The sequence below is a fragment of the Sinorhizobium fredii NGR234 genome, assembly GCF_000018545.1.
Lineage (GTDB): Bacteria > Pseudomonadota > Alphaproteobacteria > Rhizobiales > Rhizobiaceae > Sinorhizobium > Sinorhizobium fredii_A.
Genome location: NC_012586.1, coordinates 1,405,957 through 1,427,330 on the forward strand (window position 1 = coordinate 1,405,957; position 21,374 = coordinate 1,427,330).

At 62.7% G+C, this 21,374-nt stretch carries 22 protein-coding genes; 11 read left to right on the forward strand and 11 right to left on the reverse strand.

Annotated elements, in window-relative coordinates:
* Positions 1-81 precede the first annotated feature (81 nt).
* The 3 genes from NGR_RS06675 (at position 82) to NGR_RS06685 (ending at position 1,378) form a co-directional block, all read left to right on the forward strand.
* Complete coding sequence (locus tag NGR_RS06675; protein WP_015887490.1) at positions 82-684, forward strand: alpha/beta hydrolase; 603 nt, start codon at positions 82-84, stop codon at positions 682-684.
* A gap of 71 nt (positions 685-755) precedes the next feature.
* Entirely contained in the window at positions 756-995 is a 240-nt protein-coding gene (locus NGR_RS06680; protein ID WP_015887491.1) for a type II toxin-antitoxin system Phd/YefM family antitoxin, read from the forward strand.
* A complete protein-coding gene (locus NGR_RS06685) occupies positions 992-1,378 on the forward strand; it encodes a type II toxin-antitoxin system VapC family toxin (RefSeq protein WP_015887492.1) in 387 nt (128 codons plus the stop codon). The genes NGR_RS06680 and NGR_RS06685 overlap by 4 nt, the downstream gene beginning before the upstream one ends.
* 4 nt (positions 1,379-1,382) lie before the next feature.
* Here the strand turns inward: NGR_RS06685 and NGR_RS06690 are convergent, their stop codons facing one another.
* From NGR_RS06690 to NGR_RS06725, 8 genes are all read right to left on the reverse strand, one after another.
* Complete coding sequence (locus NGR_RS06690; protein ID WP_015887493.1) at positions 1,383-2,495, reverse strand: ABC transporter permease; 1,113 nt, start codon at positions 2,493-2,495, stop codon at positions 1,383-1,385.
* Complete coding sequence (locus NGR_RS06695) at positions 2,496-3,647, reverse strand: ABC transporter permease (RefSeq protein ID WP_015887494.1); 1,152 nt, start codon at positions 3,645-3,647, stop codon at positions 2,496-2,498.
* Entirely contained in the window at positions 3,644-5,389 is a 1,746-nt protein-coding gene (locus NGR_RS06700) for an ATP-binding cassette domain-containing protein (RefSeq protein ID WP_015887495.1), read from the reverse strand. The genes NGR_RS06695 and NGR_RS06700 overlap by 4 nt, the downstream gene beginning before the upstream one ends.
* Positions 5,386-6,390 (reverse strand): secretion protein HlyD, encoded by a 1,005-nt coding sequence (gene hlyD, locus NGR_RS06705; protein ID WP_015887496.1) that lies wholly within the window; start codon positions 6,388-6,390, stop codon positions 5,386-5,388. Before hlyD ends, NGR_RS06700 begins: the two co-directional genes overlap by 4 nt.
* Entirely contained in the window at positions 6,387-7,091 is a 705-nt protein-coding gene (locus tag NGR_RS06710; protein ID WP_015887497.1) for a CerR family C-terminal domain-containing protein, read from the reverse strand. The genes hlyD and NGR_RS06710 overlap by 4 nt, the downstream gene beginning before the upstream one ends.
* 154 nt (positions 7,092-7,245) lie before the next feature.
* Positions 7,246-8,418, reverse strand: a complete 1,173-nt coding sequence (locus tag NGR_RS06715) for an HPP family protein (protein WP_015887498.1) — start codon at positions 8,416-8,418, stop codon at positions 7,246-7,248.
* 159 nt (positions 8,419-8,577) lie between these two features.
* Positions 8,578-9,930: a sensor histidine kinase gene (locus tag NGR_RS06720; RefSeq protein ID WP_015887499.1), complete on the reverse strand. Its 1,353-nt coding sequence runs from the start codon at positions 9,928-9,930 to the stop codon at positions 8,578-8,580.
* Positions 9,927-10,601, reverse strand: coding sequence for a response regulator (locus NGR_RS06725; protein WP_015887500.1), 675 nt, complete (start codon positions 10,599-10,601; stop codon positions 9,927-9,929). The genes NGR_RS06720 and NGR_RS06725 overlap by 4 nt, the downstream gene beginning before the upstream one ends.
* 287 nt (positions 10,602-10,888) lie before the next feature.
* On the opposite strand from NGR_RS06725, the gene NGR_RS06730 reads away from it, so the two are divergent.
* From NGR_RS06730 to NGR_RS06750, 5 genes are all read left to right on the forward strand, one after another.
* Positions 10,889-12,586: a phosphoethanolamine transferase gene (locus NGR_RS06730; RefSeq protein ID WP_015887501.1), complete on the forward strand. Its 1,698-nt coding sequence runs from the start codon at positions 10,889-10,891 to the stop codon at positions 12,584-12,586.
* 133 nt (positions 12,587-12,719) lie between these two features.
* Positions 12,720-13,100, forward strand: coding sequence for a hypothetical protein (locus NGR_RS06735; RefSeq protein ID WP_015887502.1), 381 nt, complete (start codon positions 12,720-12,722; stop codon positions 13,098-13,100).
* 245 nt (positions 13,101-13,345) lie between these two features.
* Positions 13,346-14,005 (forward strand): metallophosphoesterase family protein, encoded by a 660-nt coding sequence (locus NGR_RS06740; protein ID WP_015887503.1) that lies wholly within the window; start codon positions 13,346-13,348, stop codon positions 14,003-14,005.
* A 91-nt stretch (positions 14,006-14,096) separates the two neighbouring features.
* Positions 14,097-14,765 (forward strand): HAD family hydrolase, encoded by a 669-nt coding sequence (locus tag NGR_RS06745; protein ID WP_015887504.1) that lies wholly within the window; start codon positions 14,097-14,099, stop codon positions 14,763-14,765.
* Between the two features lie 185 nt (positions 14,766-14,950).
* Positions 14,951-15,565, forward strand: coding sequence for an RBBP9/YdeN family alpha/beta hydrolase (locus tag NGR_RS06750; RefSeq protein WP_015887505.1), 615 nt, complete (start codon positions 14,951-14,953; stop codon positions 15,563-15,565).
* Here NGR_RS06750 and NGR_RS06755 read toward each other — a convergent pair.
* A complete protein-coding gene (locus NGR_RS06755) occupies positions 15,562-17,628 on the reverse strand; it encodes an ATP-dependent helicase (RefSeq protein ID WP_015887506.1) in 2,067 nt (688 codons plus the stop codon). The two genes, NGR_RS06750 and NGR_RS06755, sit on opposite strands and share 4 nt — an antisense overlap.
* A 165-nt stretch (positions 17,629-17,793) precedes the next feature.
* Positions 17,794-18,705 (reverse strand): hypothetical protein, encoded by a 912-nt coding sequence (locus NGR_RS06760; protein WP_164923939.1) that lies wholly within the window; start codon positions 18,703-18,705, stop codon positions 17,794-17,796.
* 145 nt (positions 18,706-18,850) lie between these two features.
* On the opposite strand from NGR_RS06760, the gene NGR_RS06765 reads away from it, so the two are divergent.
* The gene (locus tag NGR_RS06765) at positions 18,851-19,090 is read left to right on the forward strand and encodes a hypothetical protein (RefSeq protein ID WP_164923940.1); all 240 of its coding nucleotides are present in this window, start codon (positions 18,851-18,853) and stop codon (positions 19,088-19,090) included.
* 132 nt (positions 19,091-19,222) lie between these two features.
* Here the strand turns inward: NGR_RS06765 and NGR_RS06770 are convergent, their stop codons facing one another.
* On the reverse strand, positions 19,223-19,429 hold the full coding sequence (locus NGR_RS06770; RefSeq protein WP_015887508.1) for a hypothetical protein: 207 nt from the start codon (positions 19,427-19,429) through the stop codon (positions 19,223-19,225).
* A 345-nt stretch (positions 19,430-19,774) separates the two neighbouring features.
* Here NGR_RS06770 and NGR_RS06775 point away from each other — a divergent pair, with 345 nt between their 5' ends.
* Entirely contained in the window at positions 19,775-20,707 is a 933-nt protein-coding gene (locus NGR_RS06775; RefSeq protein WP_015887510.1) for a sensor domain-containing diguanylate cyclase, read from the forward strand.
* A gap of 163 nt (positions 20,708-20,870) precedes the next feature.
* On the forward strand, positions 20,871-21,263 hold the full coding sequence (locus tag NGR_RS06780; RefSeq protein ID WP_015887511.1) for a YkvA family protein: 393 nt from the start codon (positions 20,871-20,873) through the stop codon (positions 21,261-21,263).
* Positions 21,264-21,374: the final 111 nt, after the last annotated feature.

Genomic DNA, 21,374 nt, shown 5'->3' on the forward strand with positions numbered 1-21,374 from the left:
GTAATCGAAAGAGGGCCAAGCGACATTTAAAGTCGAGTATCTCAAACGCCCGCTGAGTTATTGGCGGCAAAGGAGAATTCAATGGCCGACCATGGCTATGTGCATAAGCTGAAAACCGGCAAGCCCGGCAATCCGATCCTCTTTGTCCTGCACGGAACGGGAGGCGACGAGAACCAGTTCTTCGGTTTCGGCGCCGAGCTCTTGCCGGAGGCGACCATCGTCTCGCCGCGCGGCGACGTGTCGGAATATGGGGCTGCGCGGTTCTTCAGGCGGACGGGCGAGGGGGTCTACGACATGGCGGACCTGGCGCGCGCCACCGGGAAGATGGCGAACTTCGTGAAGACGCTCGCCGCCGAACATCAGGCTTCGGAAATCATCGGGCTTGGCTATTCGAACGGCGCCAATATCCTCGCCAACGTGCTGATCGAAGAGGGCGTCTTCGACAAGGCGGTGCTCATGCATCCGCTGATCCCGTTCCGCCCGAAGGACAATCCGGCGCTGGAGGGCCGGAAGATACTGATCACCGCCGGGGAACGCGACCCGATCTGCCCGGCGCCGCTGACGCAGGCGCTTGCCGACTATTTCACGACTCAGAAGGCGAATGTGGAGCTCGAATGGCATTCCGGCGGCCACGATATTCGCCAGAACGAGATCGCGGCGATCGGCCGGTTCTTGAAGGGATAATATCCGACTGTCTTGAATAGACACGCCAGATAGACTAAGTTTAGTAAACTAAGTCTATCTGGAGGCACTCGGTGGAAACGGTCAACATTCACGAGGCAAAGACTCATCTGTCGCGGCTAATCGAGAAAGCTGCGAAGGGAGAACCCTTCATTATTGCCAAGGCAGGAAAACCGATGGTGAAGGTGGTCCCGATCGACCAACCTGCAGAGGCAGAACAGCGCCGGCTCGGCTTCATGATGGGCCAGATCGTTGTCCCGGACGATTTCGATCGCATGGGCCGTGACGAGATCGAAGATCTCTTCGGCGCATGAACATTCTTCTGGATACGCACATCCTTCTATGGGCGGCCGGCAATCCCGGCCGCTTGTCGAAGGAAGCACATGCGCTCATCTCGGACCCTGAAAATGTGCTCTATTTCAGTGCGGCGAGCCTGTGGGAAATCGCCATCAAGCGCGGCCTCGGACGTACCGATTTCGAGGCCGATCCCCGGCTGCTGCGTCGCGGACTGCTGGACAACGGCTATGCGGAACTGTCCATAAACAGCGCCCACGCTGCAGCGCTCGACCAGCTTCCTCCGATCCACAAGGACCCATTCGACCGCATTCTCATCGCTCAATCGATTGTCGAAGGTTTGGTGCTGGTCACGGCCGACGAAATGATCGGCCGTTATCCGGGTCCCGTCCGCCTCGTCTGACTTTTCACTCTAGCCGGCGGCGGAAGAGCCAGGCGGCGGACGAGAGCGTCACGACGGCGATCAGGCACAGCGGCAGTGTCTGGTGCACGACTTCGGCGAGCGGGATATCCTTGAGGAACACACCCTTCACGATCACCAGGAAATAACGCAGCGGATTGATCAGCGTCACTGGCTGCAGCCAGCTCGGCATGTTCTCGATCGGCGTGGCGAAGCCCGACAACAGCATTGCTGGCACCATGAACAGGAAGGCCCCGAGGATCGCCTGTTGCTGGGTCATCGACAGAGCCGAGATGAACAGGCCGAGCCCGACCACCGCGGCGAGATAGAAGATGGCGCTGCCATAGAGCAGCAGGAGAGAGCCGCGCAGCGGCACGCCGAAGATGAAGACGGCGGCAAGGATGTAGATGGTGATATGGAGGAGCCCGATCATCATCGGCGGAATGAGCTTGCCGATGAGGATTTCGTGCGTGCGCAACGGCGAGACGATGAGCTGGTCGAAGGTGCCGAGTTCCCGCTCGCGCGCGACCGATAGCGCGGTGACGATCAGCCCGATCAACAGGGCGATGCTCGCCACCAGGTTGGGCACCATGAACCACTGAAAGGTGAGGTTGGCGTTGAACCAGTTGCGCGCCTCGACCCTGATCGTATCGGACGCGGCGCGCTCGCCGGCCGGTGTTTCTGCCGCGAGCGTACCGACGATGCGGCTCAGATAACCGGACACGATCTGCGAGGCGTTGGAGCGCCGACCGTCGAGGATCATCTGCACCTCGGCGGGCTTGCCCGCCTCGATATCGCGGGAGAAGGTGGGGCCGATTTCGAGCGCCGCCAGCACTTGCTGATTGTCGATCGCGAACTGGATCTCGGCGGGGCTGTTGGCAAGCCGGATCGAGCGGAAGGTCGGCGAGCCGCCGATCTGTTGGACGAGTTCCTGGCTCCAGCGGCCGTGGTCGCGGTCCAACACCATGAGATCGACATTCTTGACCTCGAGCGTCGCCGCATAGGAGAAGATGAGCAACTGGATGATCGGCGGGCCGATCAGGACCGTGCGGCCCTTCGGATCCCTGAGCACGGCAAGCAGTTCCTTGACGATCAACGCCCTCAGTCGGCCCCACCACATCTATCCGATCCTCTTTCTGGTGCTGCGCGCAGCGAGCGCGAAGAAAACACAGCCGATCAGGAACATCACCGCGATCGCGCGGCCGAACATCGGCCAGATGTCACCGGCGAGAAACACCGTCTGCAGGCTGGGGATGAGGTAGCGTGCGGGGACGATGAAGGTGATCCACTGGATGACGGTCGGCATCGAGTTGATCTCGAACAGGAAGCCGGACAGCAGGAAGGCCGGCAGGAAGGCGGTGATCAGCGCGAGCTGCGAGGCCAGGAACTGGTTCTTGGTGACGGCCGAAATCACCAGTCCTTGGCCGAGTGCCGGCATCAGAAAGACCGCCGACAGCGCATAAAGGGCGACCACCGAACCGCGGAAGGGGACTCCGAACAGAAACACGGCGAGAAGCACGCAGAGCGTCATCGAGCTGAGGCCGAGGATGAAATAGGGCAGCAGCTTGCCGGCCAGGAGTTCGGCTGCGGAGACGGGGGTCGCCATCATCGCCTCCATGGTGCCGCGCTCCCACTCACGGGCGACGACAAGCGAAGTCAGCAGCGTGCCGACAAGCGTCATGACGATGGCGATCGATCCCGGCACGAGGAAGTTCCGGCTCGTCAGTTCCGGGTTGAACCAGAAGCGCTGTTCGGAAGCGATCGCCGGCGGTTGGGCCAGGCCCTCGCTCGCGAGCTGCCGCTCCCAATTGCCGACCGTTCCCTGCACATAGTTCTGCACGAAATTCGCCGTGTTCGGATCGGAGCCATCGACGATCACCTGCACCACGGGATGGCGCCCCGCCGCATGGTCGGCGGCGAAGCCTGCCGGGATTGCGACAATGCCGCGCACCCGCCCGAGGACAAGGTCATCCTCGAATTCGCGGCGGTCGTGACCATTGACGACGGCGAAGTAGCGCGACGCCTGAAAGCTCGCGGCGAGGTCGCGCGTCAGCGGCGTCGCCTCTTCGACGACCAGGCCGATCCGGGTCTGCGTCGTGTCGAGCGAGACGCCATAGCCGAACAGGAAGAGCAGGATGAGCGGCAGCACGAAGGCGATCAGGATACTGCTCGGGTCGCGCACCACCTGATAGCTTTCCTTGCGCACGAGGGCTGCAAAGCGCCTTGTGCGGCCAGAGTGCTCGGGCTTTAGCTTCTTCGGGTCGGCGTTCATGCCGCCTCCTTTGCCTCAGAGCCCTGCACGAGGGCGATGAAGGCGTCCTCCATGGTCGGATCCGGGAGGTCCTTGTCGGCGACGCGCGCCTTCATCTCGTCCGGCGAGCCGAGGGCGATCGACCGGCCCCGATAGATCAGCGAAATGCGGTCGCAATATTCCGCCTCGTCCATGAAGTGTGTCGTGACGAGCACCGTCACGCCCTTTTCGACGAGGCCGTTGATATGGGTCCAGAACTCGCGCCGGGTGATCGGATCGACACCGGAGGTCGGCTCATCGAGGAAGAGCACTTCCGGCTCGTGCAGGACGGCACAGGCGAGCGCCAGGCGCTGCTTGAGGCCGAGCGGCAGGTCCTTCGCCGACATGTCGTGGATGGCGCGGAAATCGAAGATCTCAGTCATGAGCTCGATTCTCTCGCGCTTTCTGGCGCCGGAAAGGCCGTAGACGCCCGCGAAGAAATTCAAGTTCTGCAGGACGCTCAGATCGCCGTAGAGGGAGAATTTCTGCGCCATGTAGCCGAGCCGGTTGCGCGCCTCGGCGGCGTCGCGCCTCAGATCGAAGCCGGCGACGCGTCCTTCGCCGGCGGTCGGCTTCAAAAGCCCGCACAGCATCTTGAAAGTGGTCGACTTGCCGGCGCCGTTCGGCCCGAGCAGGCCGAAAATCTCACCGCGCGGGATGTCGAAGGTGATGTTGTCGGCAGCGGTGAAATCGCCGAAGCGCTTTGTGAGTCCGCGTGCTTCGATCACCGGCCGGCCCCCATCGGCGGCGAACGGCCGCTGTGTTTCGGCAAGCCGAGACCGCCCGCCCGGACCGCCGCCGAGCATATCGACGAAGGCGTCTTCGAAGCGCGGCGGCGTCGCCGTGGCGCTGCCGGACGATGATCCCTCGATCAAGGGAGGGGTGCGCCCTTGCTTCATCACCAGCCTTATCGTTTCGCCTTGGATGACTCCGTCGACGACGCCGTCCTGATCAAGCAGGCGTGCCAGCCTCTCGCGCCGGCGCCCGGTCGTGCCGGAAAGGCGGAAGACGCGATCCTCGACGCGACCGGTCATCTCCTGGGGTGAGCCGGCAAACAGCAGCTTGCCCTGGTTGAGCAGCAGGACATGATCGCAGGCTTCGGCTTCGTCGAGATACGCCGTCGACCAGAGGACGCCGATGCCTTCCGCCGTCAGATTCTCGACCATCTTCCAGAGATCGCGCCGCGAGATCGGATCGACACCGACGCCGGGTTCGTCGAGGAGCAGCAGCCGCGGTTTGCGCAGCAAAGCGCAGGCAAGGCCGAGCTTCTGCTTCATACCGCCCGAGAGCTTGCCGGCGAGCCGCGTTGTGAAACGGGCGAGATCGGTGAATTCGAGCAGTTCGGCGAAGGTGTGGCGGCGTTCCGAGAGCGGCAGGCCGCGCAGGTCGGCATAGAGATCGAGGTTTTCCTGAACCGACAGGTCCTCATAGAGCCCGAAGCGCTGCGGCATGTAGCCGATGGCCGCCTGGATGCTGGCCGGATCCTTGCGCGTGTCGAAGCCGAGCACTTCGACCGTGCCTTGATCCGGCAGCATCAGTCCGGTCATCAATCGGATCAGCGTCGTCTTGCCGGCGCCATCCGGGCCGACGAGACCGGTGATCCGTCCGCCTGCGATGACGCCATTGATGGAGTCGAGGGCAGGGGGCGCCGCGCCGAACCGTTTGAAGACGCCAGCCAGCCGCACGAAGGGAGCGGCGGCTCCGGTATCAGCCCCGGAAGTCATGTGCCGGCCTCCGGGCTTGGCAGGTGCACGGTGACCGGCATGCCCTGGCGCAGATCGGTGCCCGGCTTGGCGATGACGATCCTGAGCCGGTAGACGAGATCGGTTCTGAGCTCGGGCGTTTCCACCGATTTCGGCGTGAATTCGGCCACCGGCGAAATGAAGCCGATGGTTCCTTCATAGCCGTGTCCAGGGTTGGTATCAGAGGTCACCTTGACCTTCATTCCCGGGTGAACGCGGCCAAGATTGGGCTCGGCGACATAGGCACGGACCCAGACGGGCTCCGTCAGTGAGAGCACGTAGACCGTGTCGGCGGGCGAGACCACTGCCCCGACCTCTCGGACGCGCGAAAGAATGACGCCGGCACTTGGTGCGACGAGTTCGACGTCCTTGAGCGCGGTGCGGGCGCTCGCGGCCTTGGCTGTTGCGGCATTCGCCTGCGCTTCTGCCGTGGCAATGTCCTCCACGCGGCTTCCCTCTTCGAGCAGAGCCAAGGCCTCGCGTGCCGAGGCGGCGCGGGCGGTCGCCGCCGCACGGGTCGCAATCGCCTGGTCGAGTTCGGCCTGCGAAATCGTTCCGGCCGGCCGCAGTCGCTGCGCCCGCTGATAGGCGAGCTCGGCATTCTGCAGTTCGGCAAGACGTTCGTCGTGGGCGGCGCGGGCCTGGGCGATTTCAGTGGGCCGAGCGCCTGCCTTGAGCTTTGCGAGCGTGGCGCGGAGCGCCTCGGCGTCCGCCTCGGCCGCATCCAGCGCCTGCTGGAACGGCTCCGCATCGAGCCTGGCGATCACGTCGCCGGCCTTGATGGCATCGCCCTCGTCGACGCGCAGTTCGGCGATGCGTCCGCTGACCCGGAAGCCGAGCGACACCTGCCGGATATCGACATTGCCGTAAAGGACCGTGCTCCTGTTGTCTTCGGCCCAGCCGAGCCGCGCGGGCAGGTCCAGCCACCAGGCGCCGGCTGCGCCCGCCGCGATGAGCAGGGTGATGAGTGCAATCTTCTTCATGGCTGGCGGTCCTTCTCCGCACCGAGTATGGCCACGAGTTCGGCCGCGTGCCGGTGCAATGTCTCGATCTCCTTCGGCCCGGCGCTTTCCCATTCGAGCTGCGCATAAACGGCCGCGTGCGCCATGCGGAAGACGAGCACGCTGCCGACGAAGGACAGGGTTCGGAGCCGGATGTGTTCGGAGGCCGGATCGTCCTCCAGGATGGCACCGATCAGCCGACGCGCCATTTCGATCATCGGCCGCATGATGTTGCCGTAGATCCGTTTGAAGGCTTCGGTCGGTTCCATCTGCTCGCGAATGATGAAGCGCGCCCAGCTTTCCGATTGCTTACTGACGAAGAGGACGATCATCCTCTGGACCATCTGGGTGAGAAAGGTGCGCGCTTCTGCGGAGTTCAGCGGCTTGCCCTGTCCATCGAGCTCAGCAAGGCGGCCAAGGATGGTGGTGCGCAGATCTCGGACATGGTTGCCGATCAGAGCCGCGAGGTGCTCCGCCGCGGCGATGTAGAGGCCTTCCTTGCCGCCGAAATAATAGGGGATCGCCTGCAGGTTGACGCCCGCCGCATCGGCGAGCTTTCGCGTCGTGGCTCCGTCGAAGCCATAGCGGCCAAAGATGTCGATCGCTGCTGAGAGAAGCTTCTCTCGCGTTGCGTCGCCGCGCTCTGCCTTGAGCTGTGTAGTGGTGTCGCTGTTTTTCATCATCTGCTTAAATTATATCATTCATTCGAATAAGTCAATCGATCGAATGATTTCGCAGCAAGCGCTAGAAGATGGAACCGGTCGCGGGCATAGAGCGTGACTGAACAAACGGTCCCGTGCGGCGAAACCGCGTGCATAGATTCTGATTATCGCGCGTTCAGGCGACTTGCTGCACCGCATCGAGGCGCCGCTGAAACAGCGCCGCAATCAGGTCCGACTGGGTGACGATGCCAACGACGCGGTTGTCGGCATCCACGATCGGCATGTGGTGCAGGCCCATGTCCGCCATGGGCGGCACCAGCTTGGCGACCATCGTTTCCGGAAGCGCCGATTGGACGCGGGTTGTCATGATTTCGGAAACGAACCGTGGCGATTTGGCCGGCAGGCCGATGATATTGCCGATCCGCTCGCGAAGGCCGATCTGCAACCGGCCATCCGGCGTCAGGGTCGTGTGCTTCATGAAGTCCGTTTGGGTGAGAATGCCGACCATACCGTCCTTTTCGGTGACGACCGGCAAGGCCTGGATACGGTGTTCAACGAGCATCCGCCAGGCCTTGCGCAGCGTTGTCTCCGGCGCAACGGTCAGCACATCGCGCGACATGATTTCGCCGCAGGTGATTTCGCCGGACCGGCGGGTGAAGGCGCGGATTTGCGCCTGATGGATGAAACTGTCGAGTTCTTCGGGACTGATGTCGACGACCTCGCCATATTGCGCCAGTACCGCCTGTAGGTCGTCCGGGACGACGCCGAGGCGCTGGCTCGGCAGGGGGTCCACGGTTCGGTGCGGGTTCGGGGCAGGGGCAAGATGCGGATAGCGGCGGCCGGTGAGATTGTTGAAGATGAGCGCGGCCGTCAGGATGACCAGTGAATTGATGGCGACAGGGGAAAGGACGAAGGCATAGCCGGCCTCACGGATGACCGGGCCGCCGAGAACGGCGGTCAGGGCGACGGCTCCGCTCGGCGGGTGCAGGCAGCCAAGGAGCAGCATGACGCCGATTGCCAGCGCGATGGCGATGGCGGCCGCCATCACCGGGTTGGGGATGAGCAAGGCGCAGGTGACGCCGACCGTCGCGGAAACGACATTGCCGCCGACGATCGACCAGGGCTGGGCGAGCGGGCTCGACGGCGCGGCGAAAAGCAGCACCGCGGAGGCACCCATCGGCGCGATGAGCAAAGGCAGGCTGGCGTCGGCGCCGACGGCAACCGTGCTGATGAAACCTGTCGACAGTACCCCTATGAGCGCGCCGCAGGATGCGCGCAGGCGCTCCCAGCCGCTGACCGGCACAAGGGAGGGCATGAAGCGTCGGAGGAGGACTGCGGCCTTGGACATGGATGCTCGTGAGCGCTGCGGGAGGGGACGGAGACGGATGCACAGCGCAATAGCATGTGACCGGAGATTGGGCACGCAATCTGCATCCAAGAATGCGCTCCGGATTAAAAAATATGCATTGTGCCCAATAAGTATACGTCGCCCGAACGATATCCGATTTCAATCTGATGGCGCGAAATCGATCGTAACCCTGGTGCCGCGATCGGGCGCCGTGTCGATCGTAAGTCTCGCCTTGTGAAGCTCGGCGATCCGATGGACGATCTTGAGGCCGAGACCGAGCTGGCCGGAGCGCTTGACGTAACCGAGGTCCTGGTTGAGTTCCGGCAGATCGACCAGGCCTTTGCCATCATCCTCGACGGAGACCTGCCGACCGGGGCCGCAGGTCAGGATGATGCGGGTGCCCGGCGGATTGTGCTTTACCGCATTCTCGATCAGGTTTCTGAGCATGTTCTCGACAAGCGCCGGTATCACTCTCACGGGCATTGTGCCGTGGTCGACGAACTCGATCGACTTTCCGTGGTCAAAGACGAATGGAGCCGTCGCTTGCGCCACTTCTGCCCCGATTCCGGAGAGGCTGGCCTGCCCATAGGCCGAGGGGTCTACGGCGTCCGCCCGCGCCAGCGACGTCAGTTGCTCGAGAATGTGTGTCAGCGCGTCGAGATCCCGCTCGGCATTGCGCGCTCGGGGATCGTCGATGCGGCTCAGCTCCATCTTGGCGATCGAAACCGGCGTGCGTATCTCATGCGCGATCGAAGACGAGAAGACCTTCTGGGACTGAACGAGATCGGCGACGCGGGCAAGCAGGCGATTGACGGCGCTGACCAGGCGCTCGATCTCCTGAGGCATGCGCGTTATCGGCAGGCGGGCGCCGCTGTCGCGCGGATCTATGCCGTCCGCAGCCTGGACCGCCAACGCTACCGGCCGAAGCGCGCTTCGGATTGACCAAATCGTCGCGCAGATGACCAGGCAGAAAAGCAGCGTCATCGGTACGATCATCGAATCGAACATCTCATGCAGCAGGGCACTGTACATGAAGCCGTTCGGGTCCTTGAAAATCGCAAGTTCCACAAGCACGGATTCGCCGCCACGTTCAAAGGACTGGCCGCCTGCGACACTGAAGGGCTTGCCTTCCTCGATTGTTCGCTTCCAGAAGCTCGGCGCATTGACGCTCAACGGCAGAAAATGCTCGGCGCATTCCGCCGAGCAATTGGAAAAGAGCACCGAACCGGTAGCAGAGCGGACCCGGACATAGATCGCCCCTGGACGCCCTTCCATTTCGAGGTAGCGTTTCCGAACCTCGTGATCGGGTTCGTAGCCGAGCAGCCCGTCCTGCGTCGTGATCGCCTTTGACAGGATCTCCGTTTCCTGCTGCAGCATCAGGACGCTGAGCTTGTCGTCGTCGAACCAGTAATCGGCAAAGACCACGCCGATCTGCAGGACCATGGCAAGCAGCGAAAAGGCGATGATGCGCCGCGCCACGATGCCGATCAGCGACGGAGGGCGCTTTCTCATGCAACCGTCCGCAGGAGGTAGCCGATGCCGCGCACCGTTTCGATCTGCACGCCGGTATCGAGCGGCTGCAGGCGCTTGCGAACCCTGGAAACGGCAAGTTCGAGCGCATTGGAACTGAGCTCCTGCCCATATTCCGAAAGGGCCGTCTCAAGCCGACGCTTCGGAACGACGCGCCCGACCTCGCGCATCAAAATCTCGATCAGCGACCGCTCGCGCGGGGGGAGAGCGATCATCGCCCCCTCACAGGTGAGTTCTGCGGTGGCCGGATCGAAGCGCAACGCGCCGGCCTCGAGCACCGGTTGTATGGCGTGTGGATTGCGCCTCAGCATAGCCCGGCAGCGGGAAAGCAATTCGCGATGGTGGAACGGCTTCACCAGATAGTCGTCCGCACCGGCATCGAGCCCCTGGACCCGCTCGTCGACCGAGCCGCGGGCGGTGATGACCAGGACCGGCAACCCGGCGTGCTCCTGCCTCATCCATCTCAGAAGATCGAGTCCATCGCCATCCGGCAGGCCCAGGTCGAGAAGGACGAGATCGTGCTCCCGCGCGGCGATCGCCACCTCGGCTTCGCCGACGGTCGAGACCGCGTCGAGCCGCCAGCCCGCATCACGCATGGTTTCGCCGACAAGCTCGATGAGGCGGGGGCTGTCTTCGACGAGCAGCAGGCGCATGTATTTTCCTGATCTCTTGGCAACTTGCGGCGTGGGGCGCCGACCATAGGAGTTTTTCCGCAAGGTGCCAACGTTCGCTGGCAGCCGCCAGCGACGTAGCCCTTTGAAGCTGTCGAAGACCTGTCTGCCTCGCGATGTCATGGACCCGACGCGGCCGACCGGACATCGTCGGTCATCGTCTCGACAGCGCTTCGACAGCTTGGCCGCGGTACTGGCAGAAGTGTCGGCTGGAAATGCCGGAACGAAACCAATGAGAGCAGTGGCGCCAATTCTCGGAGATACGTATCTTGGTTGTCATCAGAATTCGCCGGCCGCAGATCGGCAGCATCACCTTGAGCGCGCTTGCCACCCTTTACCTGCTGATCCTCACCAATAATTCCTTCTGGAGCCACGCGGTGACCTATTTCGATCACGCGTGGATCGCCATGCTGTCGCTCGGCGCAGCACTCGCTTTGACGATGTTTTCCGTCCTGACCTCGCTGTCGATGAAATATGTCATGAAGCCGGTGCTGATCCTGCTGACCGTCATATCGGCAGCGGCCTCCTATTTCACCGACAGCTTCGGCGTGGTCATCGACAAAGGCATGATCGGCACTGCCGCCGTCACCACCGGTCCCGAGGCGGGCCATCTGCTGACCGGCGGCCTCGCGCTTCATCTTGCGCTTTACGCTCTCATACCCACGCTTCTCGTCGCCTGGGTCAAGGTCAAGCACCGGCGATTTTTCTCAAAGGCCGCCGTCAATTTCCTCTTCATTGCTCCGGCGCTAGCCCTCAGCGGCGTGCTCATCTACGCCAACTTTGCCGGGATCGCCTATGCGCTGCGGGAACATCGGGACCTGATGGTCCGGTTCAATCCGGCCGGGCCGATCTCGTCGGCGGTGCGCTACGGTCTTTCCACCTATCGCGAACGCAATCTGGTCGTGCAGCCACTCGGGACCGACGCCAGGGAGGGTTCCCGCATCGCCGCGGCCGGCAAGCCCGTGGTCGTCGTCGTGGTCGCGGGCGAAACCGCGCGGGCGATGAATTTCTCCCTCAATGGTTATCACCGCGAGACAAATCCGGAGCTGACGGCACTCGGCGTGGTCAACTACCGCGATACGAAGAGCTGCGGAACGGCGACAGCCGTCTCGTTGCCCTGCATGTTTTCCGTCTACCCACGCAAGCAATATAGCGACTGGAAGGCGCGCTCGACGGAAAACCTCGTCAACGTCCTGACGCATGCGGGCGTCTCCGTTACCTGGTGGGACAACAACACGGGCAGCAAGGGCATCGCCGACCTTATCAGCTTCGCCAGCATGACGCATCGCAAGGACAGTCCTCTCTGCAACGACGGCGAATGTCTCGACGAAATCTTCCTCGACGAACTGGACAGGAAGCTAGGCGCAACGACGAAGAACAGCGTGATCGTCCTGCATCAGATCGGGAGCCACGGGCCGGCCTATTACCAGCGCTATCCCGCGGCGTTCCGCCGGTTCACCCCGGACTGCCGCACGCCGGAACTGATGACCTGCTCGACCGAGGAGATCACCAACGCCTATGACAACACGATCCTCTATACGGACCATGTTCTCGCGAGCGTCGCGGCATTGCTCGAAAAGCATCAGGATCGGATCGCCGGCGCGATGATCTACATGTCGGACCACGGTGAATCGCTTGGGGAGAACGGTATCTACCTGCATGGCGCGCCTTATGCGATCGCACCGAAGGAACAAACGCAGGTTCCCTTCATCGCCTGGTTTTCGAGGCCCTATCAGGCGGCGATGGGGCTAGATGCCGCCTGTCTCTCCAGAGATCAGGACGCCCCGAGATCGCACGACAACCTCTTCCATACGGTGCTCGGCATGATGGATGTGCAAACGCGCGTCTACAATCATTCCCTCGACGCTTTCGCGGCCTGCACACGACCGGCGGAGCGGAAGGACGGGGCACCGGGTTACCACGCAGCGGAGCGTAGCCTGCGATCCGGACCGGGCGGCGTTCTGTAACTTCGCGGACGCGACTGCCGCCGACGCAAGGAACGAACTGTCGGCATGCCGGTAAATCTGTTAGACTTGATGCTCCAAACCCGTTCCGGGCTCATTTCACATAGGCGTGCGTCCTTCCACGCGAGGAGGAGCCATGCAGTTCGTCGGCATCCAGGTCTTCCCCGAGCGCGGCGGCAAGGCGGGATTCACCGTAGAGTTCGTCGGTGCCACGGGAGAGGTCGTCTCCGTCCTATGCCCGCAGAACGCCGAGGGCACCCTCAACCGGATGAATGTCGTTGGGCGAGCGAAGGAAATACTGGCTGCCGCCATGGAGGCGGATGGGGAACTGCTCGGCATAGCGGGCACGCGGCGCTCTCCGTCGACCCCGGCAGGTGCGCTTCCGAACGCCCGTCAGGCACACGACCAACAGGCGATGGAAGAGCAACTGGAGGAGGGGCTCGAAGATACCTTTCCCGCCAGCGACCCGGTGTCGATCACAAGTTCGGCTATTCCGCGATCAACGCCGCGCCGTTGACCTGCGCGTACACTGCTGACGGCCGCCGCAATTCGCCTGTTTGCTTTCGGCTCCCCTCGCGCCCGATTAACCAACATAGTGCGTTTTTTGCGCCGAAAGCGTTTTCGGTCGATATTGGAATGCGATAGTGCTGCGAAGCGAACCCTGCCGCAGCGATTCATCGCGCGGCTTGAGACGAGTGACGATCGATCCTCGTCCACATCCATGGAGAAAGCCGTCTTGAACGCCAACGGGAGCACCGCTTCATGAATGGCCGACGCCTCACATTCGCGGTCGGCGACATTCACGGCTGTCTCGCGCAGCTCGACACGCTGTTGGACGCAATCGAGTCCTCCGCGCCCGGGGGCCGGGTCATTTTCCTCGGCGATCTCGTCGATCGTGGCCCGGAGAGCCGAGGCGTCGTCGAACGGATCATGGCGGGCCCGCCCAAGGCCGGCTGGCAATGGATGACGCTCAAGGGCAATCATGAGGACATGCTGCTCGCGGCCCGCAAGGGTCACGCCGAGATGAGCTCGTGGCTGATGAACGGCGGCGACGAGACCCTCGACTCCTACGGCGGCGCCATACCCCTGAGCCATCTGGTCTGGATGGCCGAGCTTCCGTCGATCATCGTCGAGCCCTATCGGATCTTCGTCCATGCCGGGGTGGATGACGCAATCCCGCTCGAGGAACAGGATGACGATATTCTGCTCTGGATGCGCACCGAGCCGAACTATTCCGGCCATTACTGGGGCAGGCATGTCTGCCACGGACATACGCCGAGCCGCAGCAATCCCAGGACCGTCGGCAACCGGACCAATGTCGACTCGGGCGCCGTCTTCGGCGGCGTGCTTTCCTGCGCCGTCTTCGACGACGACGTGCCGGGCGGGCCGATCGATTTTCTCATCGCCGGCAGGCGTCGCTAAATATCCAGTGAAGAAGGTTGTGCGGCGGTCGGTCCGGCGCTAGTTGTGCGAACCCGCACGATACGCCACACCCTCATCCTACGGAGCCGGCTTGGATACGTTGACGACTGCGATATTCCCGAGAAAGTTCGCTGCTTTGCTGTTCGACATGGATGGCACCCTGCTCAACTCCATGGCCGTCGTCGAGCGGGTCTGGGGCGCCTGGGCCGTCCGCAACGGACTCGATCCCTACGAACTGATGAAATCGGTGCACGGGGTGCGCGCGTCGGATGTGATCCGCCAGCTCGGTCTCGCTGTCGATCCGAACGTTGAGGCGCACGCGGTTGCCGCAGCGGAAATCGCCGATGTGGAAGGGATCGTCGAAATACCCGGGGCGGTCGCCTTCCTCGAGTCGCTGCCGCCGGAGCGCTGGACGATCGTCACTTCGGCGCCGCTCGAACTCGCTCACCGCCGCCTTGCCGCGGCCGGCATTCCGGTTCCGCTCCACATGGTCACCGGAGAGGATGTCATGGCGGGCAAGCCCGATCCGCAGGGATACCTTCTCGCTGCCGAGAGGCTTGGCGTGCGCGCCGAGGACTGCCTCGTCTTCGAGGATGCTCCTGCCGGAATACTCGCGGGCAGCTCGGCTGGCGCCGAGGTGGCGGTGATCACCGGAGCTCACGCCGCGGCAGAGGGGACGCCGCACCTGACTTTGGGGCATTACACGGACGTCGAGGCCCGAATTGGTATCGACGGCTGGCTTTCGCTGCATCGACGCTAGCGCTGATCTGTCGGGCTGCGTATTGAAGCGATGGTTCGTGCGGCATGTATTTCGGACGCGCGGCATATTTTTCTAGTATTTTTATAGAGAATAAATCTTCGTTTCTTACCTTCGCTCCTGCCGGCGGGCACAATCTCCGCATGAACCTTTCCTTTTGCGGCAACCGGACGCGGGGAGCGAATGCAATGGTGAAGACGCTGATCCTTCCGGGGTTGTTCGGATCGGGCGAGGGGCACTGGCAGCGCTATTGGCTCGATGATCATCCCGAGGCGGTACTCGTCGAGCAAGGCGATTGGAACCGACCGGCACTTGCCGCCTGGCGAAGTGCTCTGGAGGCTGAAATCGAGAGGCATCCCTCGGTCGATATCGTCGCCCACAGCCTGGGTTGCCTGTTGGTCGCGAGCATGGCGCGCCGGCCGATCGCCGAGCGGATCCGAAGCGTGCTCCTCGTCGCGCCTTGCGATCTCGAAGAGACGGAACGCCTGCATCCAGGGGCGATCGATTTCGGCATCATACCGCGACTGCGCCTCGGCTTTCCGAGCCTCGTCGTCGGCAGTCTCAACGATCCCTACATGCGATTTGACCGTTTGCAGGCCCTTTGCGGAAGATGGAACAGCCGTCTCATCGATCTCGGCCATGCCGGCCATATCAACATCGCGAGCGGCTTCGGCCGCTGGCCGGCCGGTTACGATCTCCTCAAGGTGCTGAACGGCATGGTCAAGGACGACCACCCGGTCGTTACCCCGGCAATGCCGGTCCGCCAGCCGACGCTGGCGGGCAGACAAAGGACATCTCCCTAACGCCACATGCCGCGCATGCGGGCTCGGACGTCGACGCGCATCTGCTGCGCATCGCGCTGGCCGGCCGCGGCCGGCGCGGCAACGGGCCATGCCGAACACTCGAAGAACTGCAGAAGCGTTGCGGGCAGGAAGCGGCTTCGCGAGGCGTAGACATGCCGGTCGCCCTGGGCATTTTGTCCGTGCGTGAAAAAGCGCTGCGGCGTGATCAAATGCAGACTGTCCCTGGCGCGGGTCATGGCTACGTAAAGCAGACGCCGCTCCTCCTCGATCTCCGCCGTGCTGCCGACCCCAAGGTCGGAGGGAATGCATCCGTCGACGCAATTGAGGACGAAAACCGATTTCCATTCCTGCCCCTTGGCAGAGTGGATGGTCGACAGAATGAGATAGTCCTCGTCGAGCAGCGGCACGCCGGCCTGATCGCTGGTGGCGTCCGGCGGGTCGAGCGTGAGTTCGGTCAGGAAGCGCTCACGCGACGGATAGCCGGTGGCGATCTGCTCGAGTTGCAGGAGATCGGCCTTGCGCATCTCGGCATCCTCGTGGATCCGCTCGAGATGTGGCTCGTACCAGTTGCGAGCCGTGCCGATTTCGGACGGCCAGCCGGCCCGACCGGGCCGCAGGGCTTCCAGCATATCGACGAAGGATGTCCAGTCATTACCGGACCGGGGAGGGGCCGGTATCTCGGAAAGCGTTGTCAGCGGTTCCGGGTCAGCGGCGATCGCGTCGAGGATCCGTCCGGCCGTCTGTGGACCGACCCCCGGCAGCAGTTGCATCAGCCGGAATCCGGCCACCCGGTCGCGCGGATTTTGGGCAAAACGCAGGGCCGCCAACATGTCTTTCACATGGGCGCTGTCCAGGAACTTGAGGCCGCCGAACTTCACGAAGGGAATGTTGCGGCGGGTCAGTTCGACTTCGAGCGAGCCGCTGTGGTGCGAGGTGCGGAAGAGCACCGCCTGCTGCTTCAGCAGCATTCCGCCTTCGCGGTTCTGCAACACCTGTTCGACGACGTAGTTGGCTTGCACCGACTCGTCGCGCACGGTGACGAGGCGCGGGCGTTCGGCTGATTCCCGCTCGGTCCAGAGGTTCTTGGTGAAGCGCTCGCGAGCGAGTTCGATCACCCCATTGGCGGCAGCGAGGATCGGCTGCGTCGAGCGATAGTTCCGATCGAGCGTGATGACCTCTGCAGCAGGCGTGAAGGTCGCCGGAAAATCGAGAATGTTGCGCACCGTCGCGGCGCGGAACGAGTAGATCGACTGGGCGTCGTCGCCGACGACCGTGAGGCCGCGTCCTTCCGGCTTCATCGCCAACAGGATCGAAGCCTGCAGTCGGTTGGTATCCTGGTATTCATCGACCAGCACGTGATCGAACCGGCCGCCGGCCTCCTCGGCAAGCACGGCGTCACCCATCATCTGTGCCCAGTAGAGTAGCAGGTCGTCGTAATCGAGAACGTTCTGCGCCTGCTTGGCGTCGACATAGGCACCGAAAAGTTCGCGCAGCTGCTTTTCCCAGGCGCTGCACCAGGGAAAACTGTCGCGCAGGACTTCATCGAGCGGCTGTTCGGCATTGACGGCCCGCGAATAGGTCGCAAGGCAGGTTGCCTTGGTCGGGAATCGGCTCTCGGTCTTCGAGAATCCAAGCTCATGCCGGACGATGTTCATCAGATCGGCGCTGTCTTCCCGATCGTGAATGGTGAAACTCGGATCGATGCCGATTTCCGTGGCATGTTCGCGCAGAAGTCGCGCACCGATGCCGTGAAACGTTCCCGCCCAGGCAAGCGCGTCGGAAAAGCTCCCTGCCTTTGCGCCGAGCACCTGGCTGCAGATGCGCTCGACCCTGCGGCCCATTTCGGCGGCCGCCCGACGCGAGAAGGTCATCAGGAGGATCCGTCGGGGATCCGCGCCGTTGACGATGAGATGCGCGACCCGGTGGGCAAGCGTGTTGGTCTTGCCCGAGCCGGCGCCGGCGATGATGAGAAGCGGACCGCCGCTATCGACACCAGATGCGACACCGTGTTCGACGGCGCTGCGCTGCCGTTCGTTCAGTTTCTCCAGGTATGCCGCGCTCATCCAGCCTCCGGGTATACTCGCGCGACGGGAACAGGCGCGCCCGTAAAGGCTGCGGGACTGCCGCGAATCGCGCGAGAACGGATAAGGAACATAGCCGCAGTTGGACAGACTGCAAAGCCGCGCAGCAAACAAACCGGCACGCGCTTCGAAGGACTTACCGCCTCGCTAATGGACGCGCGTCCCTTGTCCGTCGGCACCTGCCGGCTTCCTCGCACGCTGGCGCCGCGCCATGGATCGGGCGTTTCTACGGGCAATCCTCAATTCGGCCAGGGTCGGCTGCCACCACCCCCTGGAGAGCGCCTCGGGGCCGGGCTCCCGGCGGGCAGGCCATGCCGCTACGAGTTCGGCAAGGCTCGGGACGCGCCACCGTCCCCAGACATGATCGACGGTGCGGTCGGCATGGGGATAGTGTTCGGCCAGTTCTGCAGTCTCCGCGACTTCGCCGGAGAATTCGACGAAGACGACGATTCCATACTGCCCGGTTGCAACCGGACGCCCGGCGGGCGGCGGGTCGTCAGCGGGCAGCGGATAGCGGCGCCGGCGACGTTCCGCGGAGCGCGCATTGGCCGCTCTCTGTTTTTCAGAGTCTTTTTCCGCATTTCGGCGACGCTTCTTCTCCTCGGGCTCGTTTCGCCGCGCGGCCGCCTCGATCCTGGGCCAACGTCGCCGCAATTCCTCATAGGATCGGAAGGGCACCCGCCAGGCCCGCAGATCTTCGTCCCAGTGTGCCCAGGGAATTGCGCGCAGCATTTCAATCAGCGATTTCGAATAGGGCGTTCGAATGCACAGGTCATCGCCGACTTCGAGATATCGGCTGACGATGGGCTCGAAATCATAGGCGTCGCGGCCCTTGATATCGCCATGGATGTCGTTGTGCGCTGCTTCCCGAGCCAGCCATCGCTCGATGCGACGGGCGGCCGTCTTGCCGGGCACGAACCAGCTCTTGCGTTCGTCGTTCCATCGGGCGCGTGGAAACGCCTGGCGAAACCGCTCGACGGCGCTCCGATCATAGGGGAAGGCCGCAAAATCGCCCTGCCGGGCTTCCTTTGGGCGCGTCCGCTGATTGTGCTGAACCATGATCGTCTCCCGGCTGTCGACAGTAACGCCACGCCCGGCCGCTTTGTTCGTCTCGACGCCGCTTCCCGCCGTCCCATGCATTTCGACGCGGCCCAATGGAACCCGCCTCGTCGTCCGGGAGTTTCTTCTTGCACTAGGAGGACCGATGCCCAAGCTCACCGACACGATCACCCAACCCCAGCCAACCGACCGCCAGCTAGAGTGCGAGCGTGCGCTGGAAGAGGATTTTCAAATTTTCACAAGCTTGGCGGAGGGCGCCGGTTGGTCGTGGCAGGAGATCGCGCTTGCGCTCATGGAACTCACTGAAGACTATGTCATGGCGATGCGCATGAATACGAAGATTGCCGAAAGTACGGCGGTCCCCGCGAGCAAGACTCTGCACTAACGGGCTGGTCGCCACCCCCCGATACGAAAACGGCCCAAGAAGTGGTGCAGACCACAGAACAAAGCCGTGCCCAGTTCACCAGGACTAAAAGCTCTTCAAGACGGAAGGCGGCGGGCGCCCGTTACGCGGAAATCAATCCCGCGGTCGCATGGACAACTTCTTGAGCAATTCGATGTCGCGCACACCGGATTGATAGACGGAGATCAACCTTGCAGCGATTTCATTTGCCTTGTCGCCGCTGCTGTCTACGCCCCTTTCCTCCAGGATCTGTTCGAATATGTTGTGCAGCAAATCCACCTCCGTTGGGCCGAAAGTGCTGCACCGGTCGCGAGACGGCATGGTTCATCTCCTCCCGACGGCGGCGAGTTCGCGCATCCGCCAGCGCCCCGAGCGTGTGCCGGAAACGATCAGTGTATGCCTGATTGAGACGATGACGAGTCACTGCTGGTAGCGGCGTAGCAGCAATGCGCAAGTGCTGGTTTCCCTCCTTGAACCAAGCCGCCCGAGGGCGCATCCGCCTGCGATCACCGCGGAGGATCGGATCTTGTCGTTGCGGGAGCATTTCCCCCTTCGGTCTTCCCTGTTAAGGGATGCGCCGTTGCAGCCGTTTTCTCGACAAGTTCAGGTGCAGTGATACCGCCGGCTTGGTGCTTGCATTAACGAAGAACGTCTAAAGTCAAGGACATGGCGAAGGATATCAGGCGACTCTTTGAACTCTTCGAGACCTCTCCGGTTCTCGTTGCGGCCTACGACGAATTCGACCGGCTACGCTACGCCAACGCGGCTTTCCGCTCGGCCTATTTCCTGGAACCGGACGAGATGCCCCTGTGGCCGGATCTGATGCGGCGGAATTTTCATGCCCGGCGAGGAACGGTCATCTGCATCGCAGACTTTGAAGAGTGGCTGCGATCGACCCAGTCGCGCCGTGGCAAGGTCGGCTACAGGGCATTTGAAACCGATCTGTTCGACGGGCGCTGGCTTTGGATGACCGAAACCGTCGAGAAAGATGGGTGGATGCTTTGCGTCGCCACCGATGTGACCGGCCTCAAGGCCAAGACGCGCGCCGTACGACAGGACCGCGACCTGGCCATCAAGGCTTCATACACCGATGAACTGACCGGGGTCGCTAATCGCCGCTTCGTGACGGCGAGAATTGACGATATGTTGCAGCAACCCGTCGGCCAAACCTCCCCAGGCTGCCTCTGCGTGCTGGACATCGATCGTTTCAAGAGCATCAACGACCAGTTCGGCCATCAGACCGGCGATACGATCCTGCGGGACTTCGCCATGCGCATTCACCGCCTGGTGCGGCGCACCGATTGCTTCGGAAGGGTCGGCGGCGAGGAATTCGTGCTCACCCTGCCGGCCACACCCGTCGAGCAGGCCAAATTGATCCTCGAACGGATGCTCGCCTCAGTGCGCAAGTCCCGTCCGCTTCAGGGGCGACCCGATTTCGGATATACGTTTTCAGCGGGTATCGCGGGTGCTCAGCCAGGCGACACGGCGATCAGCCTTTATGCTCGCGCGGACCGGGCTCTATACATGGCCAAGCTCGCCGGCCGGGACCGAATTCACTTGGACGAGACCGACCCCGACCGATCTGCAGTCGCAGGATAACTCCGCCGCAGGACTCTTTGATAAACCAAAAGGCGACCGTTGCCGCGATACGGGCTGTGTATGTGCGGAACGCGATTTCGGCTCCTGCTTCACGGCGAAGCCGAGATCGGCCGAGAACAAATTCGACCCGTTGCAGGTTCAAGCGGTGTGAGAGGAAGCGCGAATGTCATGGGAACGAGTCAAGCAATGGGCACGCAATCTGAAGCGCGACGTCGTGGCGCTGTGGATAGCTGCCCGTGACCCACGAACACCTTGGTATGCAAAGGCGGCGGCGGGAGCTGTCGCAGCCTACGCCCTGAGCCCGATCGACCTCATCCCCGATTTCATCCCGATTCTGGGCTACTTGGACGAGTTGTTCATTCTCCCCATCGCCATTGCACTCACGGTCCGTCTTGTTCCAGCGGATCTGATGGCCGAGTTCAGGAGGACGGCGGCCATCCGCGAAAGGAAACCTTACAGCATCTTAGCAGCCGTCGTTATCGTCTCTATCTGGATGCTTGCGCTGTTTGCACTCGCCTACCTGGCCTATCGTATGCCCGCTAAGGGCCTCTTGTGAGTGCACCAGCACCGGGCCGTCCTCCCGGGACCGCCGCGCATCGGTTGGAATTGTTCGGCGCAGATTCTGCTGGATTCTCTTTCGCGGCCATGGAAGTTAGCGATACAGTTC